Origin of the sequence: Phaeobacter sp. JH20_29 (genome assembly GCF_048056175.1) — a bacterium.
Taxonomy (GTDB): domain Bacteria; phylum Pseudomonadota; class Alphaproteobacteria; order Rhodobacterales; family Rhodobacteraceae; genus Phaeobacter; species Phaeobacter bryozoorum.
The window spans coordinates 811,438-827,081 of sequence record NZ_JAYMWO010000013.1 but is presented as its reverse complement, the minus strand read 5'-3'; the positions used below and the strand labels follow the sequence as shown (position 1 = coordinate 827,081).

Genomic DNA, 15,644 nt, shown 5'->3' with positions numbered 1-15,644 from the left:
TGCCATCGCACTGCGCCAAGAGGCCAGTTGGGATTAAGGTTTACAGATTGCCCATCTTCGCCTTGAACCAGACGGCAGATCAGCGGCGCCGGTTCAGCATGACGGTCCCCATCACCGCATCCGTCAGCCCCTGACCGCGCGCGGACATCAGCATCATGAGGATGGAGATCACCTGCAGCAGCGGGAAGGCCATGGAGACTGTATATCCGGCGGTATGCAGCAAGGCGCCCTGGCCGTCGAGCTTGCGTCCCGACAGGTCGCGCAATTCGATGCCTGCGACGGCCATGCCCCAGGTCGCGGAACCAGAAGCGATGGTTGCAGCACGATAGATGAAACCGATCACCAGATAGAGCAGCGGCCAGATGAACAGCCCGGTAAAGGCGGTGAAAACCACGGCGATACTGGCAAGAACGGTGATCAACAGGCTGTCGATAAGCCAGGCAAACAGACGTTTGGCAGGGACCAGCTGATAGAAATCAGTCTGGTAGTCTGGATCGGGCAGGGCGGTCATCAAAGCTTCCTTATCGCGATAACGGGGTCGAAAGAACCGGGGCGGGGAACCGGGCTCATGGTTTGGCCGTCTGGCCAGGGTGGCGGCTGACACGAGGGCTGATCATCAGCTATGGCGCCAGGCCGCTCCCGCCGGGATAGGCCCCGCCCAATGCGGGCGGAGCTGGCGCTGGTCAGTGACGCTTGCTGCGCGGGCTGTCCGCGTCATCCTCTGCATCATCGATTTCGATGGCTTCATCGTCGTTCTGCAGCGCGCGTTCGTGCATGAACTGATCGAATTCCGATTTATCCTTTGCAGCCCGCAGACGTTGCAGGAAGGCTTCGAAATCATGCTGTTCCTGCTCCAGCCGGTGCAGCGTATCGGCCTTGTAGGCGTCAAAAGCGCTGTTGCCGGACGGGGTCATCGCGGACATGCCATGACGGGCCCAGGATTTACGGCGTGTGGTGCAGGATTTCGAGAACATGCGCTTGCTCCAGATCATGTAAAACAACAGGGCGAGGCCAACCGGCCAGAAAAAGACGAAGCCGAGGACCATGGCGGCAATCCAGGCGCCTTTGCCTTTGCTGTCGAGCCAGGATTCACTGCGGGAAAACCAGCCCTGTTCGGACGGGTGCGGGGCGGTAGAGGTGTAACTCGTCATCGGGGTCTCCAGGTTAACGTTGCGAGGTTCGGCGTCCATGTAAATGCGCTTCACATTATGGAATATCGGACTGCCCTCGCACGGTTTCAAGCCTGCATGTAAACATTTTTCACATTTTCGCAGATCGAAACAGGTAACCTGTTGATATGTTTTTATTTATTGATGATTTTGTGGCTAAGGGTAGATAAACGGCTGCGCTTTGCTGTCAGACTTTGTGATACATATCCGATGACCTGAACACGCGTTGTATCGCCATTTTGGCAATACTAGGGTGCCGGTCGGTCACTGGTGCACTGGTTACTAAGACGCTGTCTGACATGCCCCCGGAACTTGAGCGCAGCCGCAGTACCAGCATTAATGTCTCATTCATAAAAGGGCTATTCCGGTATTCCTTATCTTACGTAACCTTTTGAACTCTGGCAGGGCCAAAGGGTGGTTTCCTCAATTGACGACGGCGGCGTCTCACCCCAGTGTCTGCGGATGGGACAGTCGATTGATATTCAGCGCCTTCCACGGGCATTTGATGCGGATCTGGCCGGCGATGCGCTTGCGCTTGTGCCGGACCTTGGCGGCGATGAGGCGCGCCTGGTCGCAGGGGCGGCGGGCTCCAGCCCCTATCTGAAGGAGCTGATCACCCGCGAGGCCACCTGGCTGGCGCCCGCACTGGCGGATCCGCTGGCTGGGCTTGGTAAGATCATGGAGGCTGTGCGCGGTTTGGCACCGGATCAGCTGAAGCCGGGGCTGCGGCAGGCCAAGCGCCGACTTGCGCTGCTGAGCGGGCTTTGCGATCTGGCCGGGGCCTGGGATCTGATGCAGGTGACCAAGGCGCTGACGCAATTTGCCGAACTCTGCGCCGATCGGGCGATCAAGGCGGAAATTGCCGCACTGATCCGCCGTCAGAAACTGCCGGGCCTGACCGAGGCCGATGTGGAGACCGCCGGCGGGTTGACCCTGCTGGCCATGGGCAAGATGGGCGCCTATGAGCTCAACTACAGCTCCGACATCGACATGATCTGCCTGTTTGACGAGACACGGTTTGATCCGGCCGACTTCTATGAGGCGCGTCAGGGCATGGTGCGGGCGACGCGCAACATGTGCACGGTACTGAGCGAACGCACTGCCGACGGCTATGTCTTCCGTACCGATCTGCGCTTGCGGCCCGACCCGGGGGTTACACCGGTGGCCATGGCGATGGAGGCGGCGGAGCGCTATTACGAGAGCCTCGGGCGCACCTGGGAGCGCGCCGCCTATATCAAGGCGCGCCCCTGCGCCGGTGATCTGAAGGCGGGGGCCGAGTTCCTGCAGACGCTGCGCCCCTTTGTCTGGCGGCGGCATCTGGATTTCGCGGCTATTCAGGACGCCCATGACATGCGTTTGCGGATCCGCGAAAACAAGGGGACCGGCGGGCCACTGACGGTGCCCGGCCATGACATGAAACTGGGGCGTGGCGGCATCCGCGAAATCGAGTTCTTTACCCAGACCCGGCAGCTGATCGCCGGCGGGCGGGATGAGAGCCTGCGTCAGCGCGGCACGCTCGACGGGCTGACCGCGCTCGCGGCCAAGGGCTGGGTGCCGCAGGAGGCCTGCGCGCAGCTCAGCGCGCATTACATTGCCCACCGCGAGGTGGAGCACCGCATCCAGATGGTGCATGACGCCCAGACCCACCGGGTGCCGCAGTCCGAAGATGGCATTGCCAGGATTGCCTGTCTGATGGACCGCGACCCGCAGGCGCTGCAGGCGGAGATCCGTGGGCGGTTGCAGGAGGTGCATGAGCTGACCGAGGGGTTCTTTGCCCCGGATGTGCCAAGGCCGCAACCGACCGCGGCGGTGCCGGAGGCTCTGGATGGCGATATCCTGGCGCGCTGGCCGACCTATCCTGCGCTACGCTCGGCGCGCGGTGCGCAGATATTCGAGCGGCTGAAACCGGAGCTGCTGGCGCGGCTGTCCCGCACCGCCCAGCCGGCCGAGGCGCTGGTGGCGCTGGATGGGTTCCTGGCGGGGCTGCCTGCCGGTGTGCAGCTGTTTTCACTCTTTGAAGCCAACCCGCAACTGATTGATTTGCTGATAGATATTGTCGGCACCTCTGGTACGCTGGCGAGCTATCTGTCGCGTAATTCCGGGGTATTCGATGCGGTGATCGGCGGCTCTTTCTTCAGTGACTGGCCCAAGCGGGAGGGGCTCTGCCAGTCGCTTGCGGCGGTGCTGGCGCAGGAAGAGGATTATGAAACCCAGCTGGATGCCACCCGGCGCTGGTGCAAGGAGTGGCATTTCCGTATCGGGGTGCATCATCTGCGCGGGCTGATCGATGCTGCCACCGCAGGGGCGCAGTATGCCGAACTGGCCGAGGTGGTGATTGCCGGGGTGGCGCCGGTTGTCCTGCAGCAGTTTGCAAAGAAACACGGAACGCCTCCGGGGCGCGGGGCAGCGGTTCTGGCCATGGGATCGCTGGGTGCGGGGCGGATCAATGCGCTGTCGGATCTCGACCTGATCGTGATTTATGACCCCGGAACCGCGGAGGCCTCGGAGGGGCCGCGACCGCTGGCGACACGCCCGTATTATGCGCGGCTGACCCAGGCGCTGATCACGGCGCTGACTGCGCGTATGTCGCAGGGGCAGCTCTATGAGGTGGACATGCGGCTGCGACCCTCCGGCACCCAAGGCCCGGTGGCCACGAGCCTCGAGAGCTTCTGCGCGTATCAGCGCAATGACGCCTGGGTCTGGGAACATCTGGCGCTGACCCGGGCGCGGGCGATGGCGGCTGTGCCAGCACCGGGTGCGGAGGGGCTGGCAGAGGATATCAACGCATTTCGAGCGGGTTTTCTCGGGGCGCCGCGCAGCCGCGCGGCGATCCTGCCCGAGGTCGCCAAAATGCGCGCCCGTCTGGCCGCCGCCAAGGTGCCGACGGGTCCCTGGGACGCCAAGACCGGCGCGGGTCGGCTGATGGATATCGAGCTGATCGCCCAGGCCGGGGTCCTGCTGAGCGATGCCACCGGGCAGGACGTGGCCGCCGGGCTGGCGGGCGCTGTCGCCTGTGGCTGGCTGGATGCCGCAGATGCAGCGGAATTGCAGCGCGGCTATGATCTATTCTGGTCGGTACAGACGGCGGCGCGGCTGGTCTCGGGCAAGGCAATTGATGCACGGACATTGGGAGAGGGCGGCGCGCTCTTTCTGTGTCGCAGCACCGGCTATGACGATCTCGCCGCGCTGGAGGCGACGCTGACCGAGAGCTACCGCAGATGCGGTGACATCATCGCCGCCGCATTGGAGAGAGAGGAGGCGACAGGCCATGACGAATGAGGCGACGGTTGATGCGGCGCAGCTGGCGCGTCTGGATCCCAAGGGGTTGATCCGGGAAAGCTACCGTATCGAGGGGATTGGCGAGGGCGAATGCCGCAGCATCTTCCTGGATTGGGCGCTGAGCCTGCCTGATGGGGTCGACAGCCGTGTGGCAACCATCGCGCTCGTGGAGCAGCTGGCGGCAGTGCATCCCGATCACCCGATGACGGCTGTTCTGCGCGAGGGGCAGGAGGCTGCCGACAGGCCTCGCAGGCGCGGCGGCTGGCGTTCCCGCCCGCGGTGAACTCACTTGCGCCGCGCGGGATCGGGCCGCAGAGCCTGACGCGACCAAGGCATCGTCTCTGCGTTGCGGATGCCCTTTCAACCGCGCGTCGTTGGGAGTAAGAGAGGCGCATGACAGCATCTTCCTCCGCGCCCGAGCGCGCCCGCGTAAAACTGAAACCCAAAGCCAATGCCCGTGCCCTGCGCCACGGCTTTCCTTGGGTCTATGCCAATGAACTGGTCACCGACCGGCGCACCCGGAAACTGGCACCCGGCACCCTGGCGGTGCTGGAAGACGACGCGATGACGCAGATGGGGCTGGTTGCGGTCAACCCCGAAAGCAAGATCATCGCGCGGATGCTGGACAGCGATCCTGCGGCCGAGCTGAGCGTGGAGTGGTTCAGCGCCCGCCTGCGCCGCGCGCTGGAGCTGCGCGAACAGCTGTATGATGCGTCGTTCTACCGGCTGGTCCATGCTGAATCCGATGGTCTGCCCGGCGTGGTGATCGACCGCTTTGGCGATACCTGCGTGGTGCAGCCCAATGCCGCCTGGGCCGAAGCCCATATCGAACCGCTGACCGAGGCGCTGGTGGCGGTGACCGGGGTGACAACCGTATTGAAAAACGCCTCGGGCCGGACGCGCAGCCTGGAAGGGCTGGACGATATCAGCACTGCTCTGCGCGGCACCGCCCCCGAGGCGCCGGTAGAAGTGTCCATGAACGGCGCCACCTATATGGCGGATCTGACCGGCGGGCAGAAAACCGGCCTGTTCTACGACCAGCGCGACAATCACGCCTTTGCCGCCAAGCTGGTCAGGCCGGGCGCAAATGTGCTTGACGTGTTTTCCCATGTCGGCGGCTTTGGTCTGGCGATGCTGGCGGCTGGCGCAGCGACGGCAACCTGTGTAGACGGATCCGCTCCGGCGCTGGATCTGGCGCGGGACGGCGCAGGTGCCAGCGGTTTTGGCGATCGGTTCAACGCACGGCAGGGCGATGCCTTTGAGGTGCTGGCCCAGCTCGCCGAAGAAGGGGCGCAGTTTGATGTGGTGATCTGCGATCCGCCAGCCTTCGCACCGTCGAAACAGGCGCTTGAGGCGGGGTTGCGGGCCTATGAGCGGATTGCCAAACTGGCCGCCCCTCTGGTGGCGCCGGGTGGCTATCTGGGGCTGTGCTCCTGCTCGCATGCGGCTGACCTCAGCCGGTTCCGCAATGCCTCGGCGCGTGGCATCGGGCGCGGCGGGCGGCGCAGCCAGCTGCTGCACACCGGGTATGCCGGGGCGGATCATCCACAGCTGCCTCAGCTGGCCGAAAGCGGCTATCTGAAGGCCGTGTTCTTCCGGCTCGACTGATCTGTTGCGGTTGATCAGGCCATGAAACTGCTGCTGGACGCCTGTGTCCTCTATCCGACCGTGATGCGTGAGATGCTGCTGGGGGCGGCCCGGATTGGCCATTTCACCCCGCTGTGGTCACAGCGCATCCTTGAGGAATGGGCGCTGGCGGCGCGCAAGATCGGTCCTACGGGGGAGCCGCAGGCGCGGGCAGAGATCGCGCTGATCTCTGCGGCCTGGCCAAAGGCTGCCGTCACCCCGACAGCGGCGGTTGAAGCACGGCTTTGGCTGCCGGACGTGGCCGATATCCATGTGCTGGCCGCCGCCATTGCCGGCCATGCCGACGGGATCGTGACCGTCAACAACAAGGACTTCCCACGCCACACGCTTGCCGAGGAGGGGCTGGAACGGATCGGCCCGGACCAGCTGCTTTATGATCTGTGGCGACAGGATCCGGACGGGATTTCGGGCGTGGCTGCGGCTGTGCTCGCCGAAGCAAACCGGCTGTCAGGCGGCGGCTGGGAGCTGCGCCCGCTGCTGAAGAAGGCGCGGCTGCCAAGGGTGGCCAAGGCGCTGTCGGCCTAGCGTGCTCGGCCGCTGAGACCTTGGCGCGGCTCAGATGTCGCCCAGCACCTCAGCGGCGATCTCAAAGGATCGCAGCCGTGCATCGTGGTCATGGATCTGCCCGGTCAGAATGATCTCATCCGGTTGATACCGCTCAAGAATACCAGACAGTTCGGCGGCCACCGTTGCCTTGCTGCCGGTCGCGGAAATCCGCAGCGCCTCATTCACCCCGTGCAGCACCGGCGGGGCGATATGCTGGGTGATATCCTCCACCGGAGCCGGCAACTTGCCGGGTTTGCCTTCGTGCAGCCGGGCAAAGGCCTGCTGCATGGTGGTTCTCAGCCGCTGCCCTTCGCGGTCGGTATCGGCGGCAAAGACGTTGACCGCGATCATGGCGCGGGGAGCGTCGAGATGCTCAGATGGCTGAAAGCCGCTGCGATAGGCGGCCAGCGCCTGCTCCAGCGCGGCGGGGGCAAAGTGCGAAGCAAAGGCATAGGGCAGCCCCAGCTGTGCCGCAAGCTGCGCCCCATAAAGGCTGGAGCCGAGGATCCACAGCGGCACCCTGGTGCCCTGTCCCGGAAAGGCCCGCACCCGCGCTTCGGGTGTTTCGGGGCCAAGGTAGTTGATCAGCTCGATCACATCATGCGGGAAGGTATCGGGATTGCGCTCACCGGTTTGCAAGCCCCGACGCAGGGCGCGGGCCGTCTGCAGATCCGTGCCGGGCGCGCGTCCCAGCCCAAGATCAATGCGGTTGCCATATAGGCTGGCCAGCGTGCCAAAGGCTTCGGCCACCATATAGGGGGCGTGGTTGGGCAGCATGATTCCCCCGGCACCGACCCGGATCGTTTTGGTCTGTCCGGCGATATGGCCGATCAGAACAGCGGTGGCGGCACTGGCGACCCCCGGCATATTGTGATGCTCCGCCAGCCAGTAGCGGTGATATCCCCAGGCCTCGGCCCGCTGTGCCAGATCAGTGCTGTTGCGCAGCGATTGAGCGATGTCATGGCCTTCGGGTACGGGGGCAAGGTCAAGAACGGAATAGCGCATGGTAGGTCTCCGGGAGCCCGCCCAGGCGGGTCGTTAGGTCTTGTGTCCGCAGGGACATATCTGACTGAAACGCCTACAACGGCGGAATGGTTGCCCACAGATGGGGATGGCGGCCGCACGGGCCAAGGGGGATGACGCGCCCGGTTGCGCTTGATCTTGTGTAAATTTCAGTGAACCAATGGTTTGCAGCCTGATCTTCAGCTCTTTCCCTTACTCCAGCGCTGTTCGAGCCGGTCCAGCGCGGCAATACGCTCCTCGGTCTTGGGGTGGCTCATCAGCCAGGCGGGCGCCATGCCGCTGCGGGCCTGTGTCAGCTCTTCCAGCTTGCGAAACAGGCTTTTCTGCGGAGCGATGCCGATCCCTGCCTTGGTCAGCAGTGCTGCGGCATATTCATCGGCCTCATATTCATCGCTGCGCGACAGCCGTGCCGCCAGCAGTGAGGTCAGCACATTGGCAATCCAGGGCCCGACAAAGGGCACGAAACGGCCGATGATAAGCATCAGCGCCGTGCGCAGCGCGTTCTGCCCGGAAAAATCAATCATGCGTTTTCGCGCGTGCCCCAGCGCCACATGGCCCAGCTCATGTGCAATCACCGACGCCAGTTCAACATCGCTGACCTCGCCATTGCGGTATTTGCGATAGAACCCACGGGTGATGAAGATCCGCCCATCCGGCGCCGCCAGCCCGTTTACCGGATCGACCTCGTAGATATAGACCGGGATATGGCTGATGCCGAGCGCCGCTGCCATTCGATCCGTCAGCTGGCGCAGGCGGGCATCGGCCAGCTCGGTCGATTGCTGATCAAGGGCGCGATGGGTGCGCCAGACCGACAGGCGGTACATGACCAACCCGTAGATCACGGCGAGAAGGATGGGGGTTAGACGCAACATGCTTTAGGATATGGGGCTGGCGGTGAGAGCGGACAAGGCGCGTGGCCCGACAGACCGCGCGGTGGGCAGCGCGTCAGTCATCGCAGGATGGCGTGGCCGCGCGCGCCTCTGCCTTTACCTCGTCCCAGAGCGCGTCCATTTCCGCCAGGTCACTGTCTTCGGGACGTTTGCCGCGGTCGGAGAGCTTGGCCTCGACCCCTTCAAAGCGGCGGGTGAACTTGGCATTGGCGGCCCGCAGTGCGGCTTCCGGCTCCACCCCCAGATGGCGGCCCAGATTGGCCATCACAAACATCAGATCGCCGAATTCCTCCTCCACCTCGGCCTGGCTCAGGCTATCGCGGGCTTCTACCAGCTCTGCGGCCTCTTCAACGATCTTGGCGATCACATTGTCCGCCGACGGCCAGTCAAAGCCGACACGTGCGGCGCGTTTTTGCAGCTTGTAGGCGCGCAGCAGGGCGGGCAGGCCGACGGCCACACCGTCCAGCGTCCCCTGTTGCGCCTTGCCTGCGCGCTCCGCGGCCTTGATCGCCTCCCAGTCAGCGGTCTGCTGGTCGGCGGATTTCTCGCGGCTCTCGTCACCAAAGACATGCGGATGGCGCGCGACCATCTTGTTGGACATGGTGGTGACCACATCCTGAAAGGTGAAATGCCCGGCCTCCGCCGCCATCTGCGCATGAAACACCGACTGGAACAGCAGATCCCCCAGCTCGCCCTTCAGCTCATCCCAGGCCTCGCGCTCAATTGCATCGGCAACTTCGTAAGCTTCTTCAATGGTATAGGGCGCGATGCTGGCAAAGTCCTGTTCAATATCCCAGGGGCAGCCATGCTGTGGGTCGCGCAAGCACGCCATGATCTGCAGGAGCCGGTCGATACCGGCGGTTTCATCGTGGATCAGGTTGGTATCGGGCATTGCGGCGGCTCTTGTTCCTGTGTCAGATGCATCAATCCCGAGTCTGACCAAGGAGTCCACCCCCATGCCGGTTGTGAACCGAATTGCCGATTACGCCGAGGACATGACAGCCTGGCGGCAGCATCTGCACCAGATCCCCGAGCTGGCGCTGGATCTGCCGAAAACAGCGGCCTTCGTGGCGGAACGGCTGCGGGACTTCGGCGTTGACGAGCTGCATGAAGGGATCGCAAAGACCGGCATCGTGGCCATCATCAACGGTCAGGAGAGCAGCGCGGCGGATGCCCCCTGTATCGGTCTGCGCGCCGACATGGACGCCTTGCCAATCCCGGAGGAGACCGGTGCGGCCTATGCTTCGACCCATGCCGGCAATATGCACGCCTGCGGCCACGATGGGCATACGACGATGCTGCTGGATGCGGCGAAATATCTGGCGGAAACACGCAACTTCAAGGGCCGGGTGGCGCTGATCTTCCAGCCCGCCGAGGAGGCCATCGGCGGTGCGCGCATCATGGTCGAAGAGGGGATCATGGAACGGTTCAACATCGGTGAGGTCTACGCGCTGCACAATGCGCCGGGTCTGCCGGAGGGGCATTTCATGACAACTCCGGGTCCGCTGATGGCGGCGGTGGATAGTTTCCATATCCATATTCAGGGCGTTGGCGGCCATGGCGCGATGCCCCATGAAACCCGCGACCCGGTGATGGCGGCCTGCGGCATCGCCCAGGCGATCCAGACCATCGTCTCGCGCAACCATTACGCGCTGGATGATCTGGTGGTGTCGGTGACGCAGATCCACACCGGCACGGTGGACAATGTGGTCCCCGATACGGCCTATATCAACGGCACCGTGCGCACCTTTGATCCCAGGGTGCAGGAAATGGTGATACGGCGCATGGGTGAGATCGTGGCCGGGCAGGCGGCCAGCTACGGGGTCGAGGCGGAACTGGACTATGAGATCGGTTATCCCGCGACCATCAATGACGCGGCCAAGACCGATTTTGCGGTCTCCGTCGCGGCCGAGATCGCAGGCGCGGAGCATGTCGAGGCCGAGGCCGGCCGCGAGATGGGGGCGGAAGATTTCTCTTATATGCTACAGGCCCGTCCCGGCGCCTATCTGTTTCTGGGCCAGGGCAATAGTGCCGGGCTGCACCATCCAAAGTACGATTTCAATGACGATATCGCACCGGTCGGAGCCTCGTTTTTTGCCCGTCTGGTCGAGAAAGCACAGCCCGCAAGCTGATCTGGCGACAGCGCGGGGGCTTTCAGATGACAAGGCCACGCGCATTCGCTAGGAGATGGCCATAACCCGAGAAGAGGGAGCAGTCTGCATGGCGCTAGAAGACGCAAAGAAACAGGTCGATCAGGCCTTCACCCGCGACGACCTGAAGGGGTTGAGCTTTGAAAACACCTTTGGCGGGGCGACGTCCTTTCTGCGGCGCCGCTACACCAAGGACCTGACCCATGCGGATATTGCCGTCACAGGCATTCCCTTTGATCAGGCGGTGACGAACCGCCCCGGCACCAGGCTTGGCCCCCGCGCGGTGCGTGAAGCCTCGGCCCTGCAAAGCCCCGACGCCCCCTATGGCTGGGACATTTGCCCGGCAAGCGAGCTGGCGATTGTCGACTACGGCGATCTGGCCTTTGACTACGCCAATGTCGCGGCCTTCCCCGACACGCTCACCGAGCACATCCGCGGCATTCTGGCGACCGATACGGCTTCGGTGGCCATCGGTGGCGACCACTATGTGTCCTTCCCCATCCTCAAGGCCTATGCCGAGAAATACGGCCCGATTTCGCTGCTGCATTTCGATGCCCATAGCGACACCTGGCAGGATGATGATTTCAGCCGCGTCGATCATGGCACGATGTTCTACAAGGCGGTGAAATCCGGCATCATTGACCCCAAGACCTCGGTTCAGGTGGGCATTCGGACCACCAATGAGGACAATCTCGGCGTGCCCACCATCGACGCGCCCACCGTGCATGAGATTGGCCCGGACGAAACCGCGCGCCGTATTCGCGACGTGCTGGGTGACTGGCCGGTTTACCTGACCTTCGATATCGACTGTCTGGATCCGGCCTATGCGCCGGGCACCGGCACGCCGGTCTGGGGCGGTCTGACCTCGGCGCAGGCCGACGCCATCCTGAAAAACCTGCGCGGTATCAACATCCTGGGCGGCGATGTGGTTGAAGTGTCGCCCCCCTTTGACACCACCGGCGCCACCGCCATCGCAGGCGCGCATGTCGCCATGAGCATTATCTGTCTTCTGAGCTGGAGAATTACGGGCCGATGACTGACTTTAACCAGCCGATCAGCGGCAATGATCTGGCGCGGTTCTCCGGGCCGAACACCTTTATGCGGCTGCCGCAGGCGACCTCTCTGGAGGGGCTGGATGTGGCCATTCTGGGTGTGCCGATGGATATCGGCACCTCCTGGCGCTCAGGGACCCGCTTTGGGCCAAAGCAGATCCGCGCCGAAAGCGCGATGATCCGACCTTATAACATGACCAGCGGTGCGGCGCCCTTTGACAGTCTGAACATTGGCGATATCGGCGATCTGGCGATCAACACGTTCTCGCTGCCCGACAGCCTGCGCATCATTCAGGAAAGCTACAGCGCCATCCTGTCCAGCGACGTGACGCCGGTCGCGATGGGTGGCGATCATTCGATCACCCTGCCGATCCTGCGCGCGATTGCGGAAAAATACGGGCCTGTCGCATTGGTCCATGTCGATGCCCATGCGGATGTGAACGACGATATGTTCGGTGAGCGCGAGACCCACGGGACGGTCTTCAGGCGCGCCTATGAAGAGGGGCTGATCGTCGCGGACAAGACCTATCAGATCGGCCTGCGCGGCACAGGCTACGGGGCGGATGATTTCAAGGAGGCGCAGCGCTGGGGGTTTCAGCATTTCCCCGCAAGCGAGCTGTGGAACCGCTCCCTGCACGGGATGGGTGCGGAAATTCGTCGCGATATCGGCAATAGGCCGGTCTATGTCTCCTATGATATCGATAGTCTGGACCCGGCCTATGCACCGGGTACCGGCACGCCGGAAATCGGTGGGCTGACCACACCGCAGGCGCTGGAACTGATCCGCGCCCTGCGGGGTTTGAATATTGTGGGCTGCGATATGGTCGAAGTATCGCCGCCTTATGACACGTCGGGCAACACGGCGCTGACAGCGGCCAACCTGCTGTATGAGCTGCTCTGTGTGCTGCCGGGTGTGACAACCAAATAAGGCCGGCTGTCCAGTGGCAGCCGCCACGAGGGAGAGCGGACCATATGGGTCGAGTGATGATATTTGTCTGGTTGAGCATCGCGGCAGTCGTTGTGGTGCTCGGGTTTATCCGGCTGGCGCCCAGCGATCCGCTGGACTGGAACACCCAGCCGGAATTCACCGAAGACAAGACCTTTCGCGGTGGCGTGTTCCGGGTGCTGCGCAGTGGCGAGGACGGGCTGGAGCGGTTCCACAACGTTGCCAGCAACGCTCCGCGCACCCGTGTGCTGGCCGGTTCGGTTGAGGACGAGATGGTCACCTATGTGACGCGTACGCGGTTTCTGGGCTTTCCCGATTACACCACCGCGCGGCAGGATGGCGATCTGCTGAAAGTCTATGCCCGTCTGCGGTTTGGCCGCTCCGATCTGGGCGCCAACAATGACCGGATCAACAGCTGGATCGCGCAGATGGCGCCCACACCGCAATAGCGCCCTGATGCGGATCTCCCGGCCGCGTATGCTGCCCGGTCTGATATGACAGGCCAATCTCAACAAACGCATATCGGAGGGGTCAGATCCGTGGCAGCGGCTCCGCAGCCGTCGAGATGGCCGGCGCCGCATCAGCCTCAGCCGCAAGGCAGCCCGCCTGAACTTCGCGCCACATCGGCACATTCAGCGACATCTGGCACTGGGCCGTGAACATGCGCCCGTCGACCTGCAGGCAGACAAATTCGCCGAGCTCAACCCGGCTGCCGCTCTTGTCGGTGCAATAACAGTCGATCGTGCGCCCATTCGGCGCGACAACATCGGCCTGAATGGGCGACGCGGTTGCGCTCCACGACAGCGCAAACCCCAGCAGATACAGCAAAGAGCGGGGCAGGCCTGGTGTCGCAGGGGGCAGCCACCCAAGCTCAGGCAGGCGGCGCTGCGCATGATCCTTTCCCGCAATATGAGGACTGGCATGTTGCATGACCCTAGCATATCACAAGGGCAGCCTTGCGCAAAAGACAGATCGATACGGATATTGCACGCATGATCCCCGAAGACCGCCTCGAGCAGATTTTACAACGGTTTCAGTATCTTGAGGCCGCAATGGCAGAGGGTGTCGCAGGCGGCGATATTGCGGCTCTGGCCAAGGAATATTCCGATCTGCGCCCGGTTGCCGAGCAGATCAGCGCCTATCGCCGCCTGCTGTCCGATCTTCAGGAAGCAGAAGACATGCTCGCCGATCCCGATATGGCCGCGCTGGCGGAGGAGGAGCTGCCCCAGCTGCGCGCGGCGCTGCCCGAGGCCGAACATGCGCTACAACTGGCGCTGCTGCCCCGGGATGAGGCCGACAGCCGCCCGGCCATTCTGGAAATCCGCCCCGGCACCGGCGGCGATGAGGCGGCCCTGTTCGCCGGGGATCTGCTGCGCATGTATCAGCGCTACGCCGAGGCGCGGGGCTGGGGGTTTGACATCATCGAGGAACAGACAACCGAACTCGGCGGGCTGAAAGAGGTGGTCGCCCATGTCAAAGGCGAAAACGTCTTTGCCCGGTTGAAATATGAGTCCGGTGTCCACCGTGTGCAGCGCGTTCCGGTGACCGAATCCGGCGGGCGCATCCACACCTCTGCCGCCACGGTTGCGGTGCTGCCCGAGGCGGAGGATGTCGATCTGCGCATTGATCCGGCGGATCTGCGGATCGACACCATGCGCGCCTCCGGGGCCGGTGGCCAGCATGTGAACACCACCGACTCCGCGGTGCGGATCACCCATATTCCCACCGGTATTATTGTGGTCAGCTCCGAGAAATCGCAGCACCGCAACCGCGAGATCGCGATGCAGGTCATGCGCACGCGGCTTTACGATCTGGAGCGCCAGCGCATCGACAGTGAACGGTCCGCCGATCGCGCCAGTCAGGTCGGCTCTGGCGACCGGTCGGAGCGGATCCGTACCTACAACTTTCCGCAGGGCCGGATGTCGGATCACCGTATCAACCTGACGCTCTATAAGCTTGACCAGATCATGCAGGGCGATCTGGACGAGATCATCGACGCGCTGACGGCGGACGATCAGGCGCGGCTGCTGGCCGAGATGGGCCAATGAACGCGCCGCAGACAGCCGCGCAGGCGATGGCTGCCGCTGCGGCCCGGCTGCGCGCGGCCGGTGTGCCGGACCCGGCGCGTGATGCGCGGATCCTGCTGGCCCATGCCGCCCGGATCGAGGCCAGCCGCGTGACCCTGATCGCGCCCGAAGATCTGGCGCCTGAAATCGCCGAGCGCTATGAGCAGCTCATCGCCCTGCGCGCCATCCGGGTGCCGGTGTCTCAGCTGATTGGCGAGCGGGAGTTTTATGGCCGCCGCTTCAAGGTCTCCGGCGATGTGCTGGATCCGCGTCCTGAAACCGAAACCCTGATCGAGGCGGCGTTGGCCGAACCGTTCTCGCGGGTGCTGGACCTCGGCCTTGGTTCGGGCTGCATTCTGGTCATCCTGCTGGCCGAGCAGCGTGCCGCGACCGGCGTTGGCGTCGATCTGAGCGAAGCTGCCTGCCTTCAGGCGAGCGCCAATGCGGTGCTGCACCGGGTTGAGGCGCGTGCCGAAATCCTGCGGTCGGACTGGTTTTCCGCCGTCGAGGGGAAGTTCGATCTGATTGTCTCCAACCCGCCCTATATCGCACTTGACGAAATGTCGGAGCTTTCGGATGAGGTGCGCGCCCATGAGCCGGAGATGGCGCTGACGGATGGCGGCGACGGGCTTGGCGCCTATCGGACCATCGCCGCCGATCTCGGCGATCATCTGGCCGCAGGGGGGCGGGTCTTTCTGGAGATCGGCCCGACGCAGGGTGCGGCGGTCAGTGATCTTCTGCTGTCGGCCGGGTTGAAAGAGGTCCGCATCCTGCCGGATATGGATGGGCGCGACCGGGTGGTCTGTGGCCGCAGCTGTGGCCAAAACAGCTCCTAAACCCGTGAAAATGGCCTGAATTTGCAGTTTCGTAAGAAAA

General features: G+C 63.5%; 16 protein-coding genes. 10 read left to right on the top strand and 6 right to left on the bottom strand.

The genetic code is table 11. The annotated features are described in order from the left end of the window. Positions 1-79: 79 nt before the first annotated feature. Together VWZ85_RS13700 and VWZ85_RS13695 are read right to left on the bottom strand one after the other, a co-directional pair. Complete coding sequence (locus VWZ85_RS13700; protein WP_416588770.1) at positions 80-511, bottom strand: RDD family protein; 432 nt, start codon at positions 509-511, stop codon at positions 80-82. A 172-nt stretch (positions 512-683) separates the two neighbouring features. Beyond that, a complete protein-coding gene (locus VWZ85_RS13695) occupies positions 684-1,151 on the bottom strand; it encodes a DUF2852 domain-containing protein (protein WP_416534228.1) in 468 nt (155 codons plus the stop codon). A gap of 480 nt (positions 1,152-1,631) precedes the next feature. On the opposite strand from VWZ85_RS13695, the gene VWZ85_RS13690 reads away from it, so the two are divergent. The 4 genes from VWZ85_RS13690 to VWZ85_RS13675 all read left to right on the top strand — a co-directional run bounded on the left by VWZ85_RS13690 (position 1,632) and on the right by VWZ85_RS13675 (position 6,620). After that, a complete protein-coding gene (locus VWZ85_RS13690; RefSeq protein ID WP_416588767.1) occupies positions 1,632-4,448 on the top strand; it encodes a glutamine-synthetase adenylyltransferase in 2,817 nt (938 codons plus the stop codon). Then, entirely contained in the window at positions 4,438-4,731 is a 294-nt protein-coding gene (locus tag VWZ85_RS13685) for a hypothetical protein (RefSeq protein WP_340545900.1), read from the top strand. The genes VWZ85_RS13690 and VWZ85_RS13685 overlap by 11 nt, the downstream gene beginning before the upstream one ends. A 110-nt stretch (positions 4,732-4,841) precedes the next feature. Beyond that, on the top strand, positions 4,842-6,056 hold the full coding sequence (locus tag VWZ85_RS13680) for an RSP_2647 family RNA methyltransferase (RefSeq protein ID WP_416534226.1): 1,215 nt from the start codon (positions 4,842-4,844) through the stop codon (positions 6,054-6,056). A 21-nt stretch (positions 6,057-6,077) separates the two neighbouring features. Continuing rightward, the gene (locus VWZ85_RS13675; protein WP_416546188.1) at positions 6,078-6,620 is read left to right on the top strand and encodes an RSP_2648 family PIN domain-containing protein; all 543 of its coding nucleotides are present in this window, start codon (positions 6,078-6,080) and stop codon (positions 6,618-6,620) included. 30 nt (positions 6,621-6,650) lie between these two features. On the opposite strand, the gene VWZ85_RS13670 is transcribed toward VWZ85_RS13675, so the two are convergent. The 3 genes from VWZ85_RS13670 to mazG all read right to left on the bottom strand — a co-directional run bounded on the left by VWZ85_RS13670 (position 6,651) and on the right by mazG (position 9,446). Continuing rightward, positions 6,651-7,646, bottom strand: coding sequence for an LLM class flavin-dependent oxidoreductase (locus VWZ85_RS13670; protein WP_416588765.1), 996 nt, complete (start codon positions 7,644-7,646; stop codon positions 6,651-6,653). A gap of 197 nt (positions 7,647-7,843) precedes the next feature. Continuing rightward, positions 7,844-8,536, bottom strand: coding sequence for a M48 family metallopeptidase (locus VWZ85_RS13665; RefSeq protein WP_340545896.1), 693 nt, complete (start codon positions 8,534-8,536; stop codon positions 7,844-7,846). Positions 8,537-8,609: 73 nt separating this feature from the next. After that, a complete protein-coding gene (gene mazG, locus VWZ85_RS13660; RefSeq protein ID WP_340545895.1) occupies positions 8,610-9,446 on the bottom strand; it encodes a nucleoside triphosphate pyrophosphohydrolase in 837 nt (278 codons plus the stop codon). Between the two features lie 64 nt (positions 9,447-9,510). On the opposite strand from mazG, the gene VWZ85_RS13655 reads away from it, so the two are divergent. The 4 genes from VWZ85_RS13655 (at position 9,511) to VWZ85_RS13640 (ending at position 13,151) form a co-directional block, all read left to right on the top strand. Then, complete coding sequence (locus VWZ85_RS13655; protein ID WP_416588763.1) at positions 9,511-10,686, top strand: M20 aminoacylase family protein; 1,176 nt, start codon at positions 9,511-9,513, stop codon at positions 10,684-10,686. Positions 10,687-10,774: 88 nt separating this feature from the next. Beyond that, on the top strand, positions 10,775-11,740 hold the full coding sequence (gene speB, locus VWZ85_RS13650; protein WP_416588761.1) for an agmatinase: 966 nt from the start codon (positions 10,775-10,777) through the stop codon (positions 11,738-11,740). Beyond that, the gene (gene speB, locus VWZ85_RS13645; RefSeq protein ID WP_340545892.1) at positions 11,737-12,684 is read left to right on the top strand and encodes an agmatinase; all 948 of its coding nucleotides are present in this window, start codon (positions 11,737-11,739) and stop codon (positions 12,682-12,684) included. The genes speB (VWZ85_RS13650) and speB (VWZ85_RS13645) overlap by 4 nt, the downstream gene beginning before the upstream one ends. Before the next feature lie 44 nt (positions 12,685-12,728). Beyond that, positions 12,729-13,151, top strand: a complete 423-nt coding sequence (locus VWZ85_RS13640; protein ID WP_416539764.1) for a DUF1499 domain-containing protein — start codon at positions 12,729-12,731, stop codon at positions 13,149-13,151. A gap of 82 nt (positions 13,152-13,233) precedes the next feature. Here VWZ85_RS13640 and VWZ85_RS13635 read toward each other — a convergent pair whose 3' ends face one another. After that, positions 13,234-13,521 (bottom strand): hypothetical protein, encoded by a 288-nt coding sequence (locus tag VWZ85_RS13635; protein WP_416588853.1) that lies wholly within the window; start codon positions 13,519-13,521, stop codon positions 13,234-13,236. Between the two features lie 173 nt (positions 13,522-13,694). On the opposite strand from VWZ85_RS13635, the gene prfA reads away from it, so the two are divergent. Together prfA and prmC are read left to right on the top strand one after the other, a co-directional pair. Next, the gene (prfA, locus tag VWZ85_RS13630; protein ID WP_340546327.1) at positions 13,695-14,750 is read left to right on the top strand and encodes a peptide chain release factor 1; all 1,056 of its coding nucleotides are present in this window, start codon (positions 13,695-13,697) and stop codon (positions 14,748-14,750) included. Further along, positions 14,747-15,604, top strand: a complete 858-nt coding sequence (prmC, locus tag VWZ85_RS13625; RefSeq protein ID WP_416588760.1) for a peptide chain release factor N(5)-glutamine methyltransferase — start codon at positions 14,747-14,749, stop codon at positions 15,602-15,604. The genes prfA and prmC overlap by 4 nt, the downstream gene beginning before the upstream one ends. Positions 15,605-15,644: the final 40 nt, after the last annotated feature.

Coding starts and splice junctions, on each gene's coding strand:
- VWZ85_RS13700 (WP_416588770.1), bottom strand. CDS start 511: ATGACCGCCCTGCCCGATCCAGACTACCAGACTGATTTCTATCAGCTG.
- VWZ85_RS13695 (WP_416534228.1), bottom strand. CDS start 1,151: ATGACGAGTTACACCTCTACCGCCCCGCACCCGTCCGAACAGGGCTGG.
- VWZ85_RS13690 (WP_416588767.1), top strand. CDS start 1,632: ATGGGACAGTCGATTGATATTCAGCGCCTTCCACGGGCATTTGATGCG.
- VWZ85_RS13685 (WP_340545900.1), top strand. CDS start 4,438: ATGACGAATGAGGCGACGGTTGATGCGGCGCAGCTGGCGCGTCTGGAT.
- VWZ85_RS13680 (WP_416534226.1), top strand. CDS start 4,842: ATGACAGCATCTTCCTCCGCGCCCGAGCGCGCCCGCGTAAAACTGAAA.
- VWZ85_RS13675 (WP_416546188.1), top strand. CDS start 6,078: ATGAAACTGCTGCTGGACGCCTGTGTCCTCTATCCGACCGTGATGCGT.
- VWZ85_RS13670 (WP_416588765.1), bottom strand. CDS start 7,646: ATGCGCTATTCCGTTCTTGACCTTGCCCCCGTACCCGAAGGCCATGAC.
- VWZ85_RS13665 (WP_340545896.1), bottom strand. CDS start 8,536: ATGTTGCGTCTAACCCCCATCCTTCTCGCCGTGATCTACGGGTTGGTC.
- mazG (WP_340545895.1), bottom strand. CDS start 9,446: ATGCCCGATACCAACCTGATCCACGATGAAACCGCCGGTATCGACCGG.
- VWZ85_RS13655 (WP_416588763.1), top strand. CDS start 9,511: ATGCCGGTTGTGAACCGAATTGCCGATTACGCCGAGGACATGACAGCC.
- speB (WP_416588761.1), top strand. CDS start 10,775: ATGGCGCTAGAAGACGCAAAGAAACAGGTCGATCAGGCCTTCACCCGC.
- speB (WP_340545892.1), top strand. CDS start 11,737: ATGACTGACTTTAACCAGCCGATCAGCGGCAATGATCTGGCGCGGTTC.
- VWZ85_RS13640 (WP_416539764.1), top strand. CDS start 12,729: ATGGGTCGAGTGATGATATTTGTCTGGTTGAGCATCGCGGCAGTCGTT.
- prfA (WP_340546327.1), top strand. CDS start 13,695: ATGATCCCCGAAGACCGCCTCGAGCAGATTTTACAACGGTTTCAGTAT.
- prmC (WP_416588760.1), top strand. CDS start 14,747: ATGAACGCGCCGCAGACAGCCGCGCAGGCGATGGCTGCCGCTGCGGCC.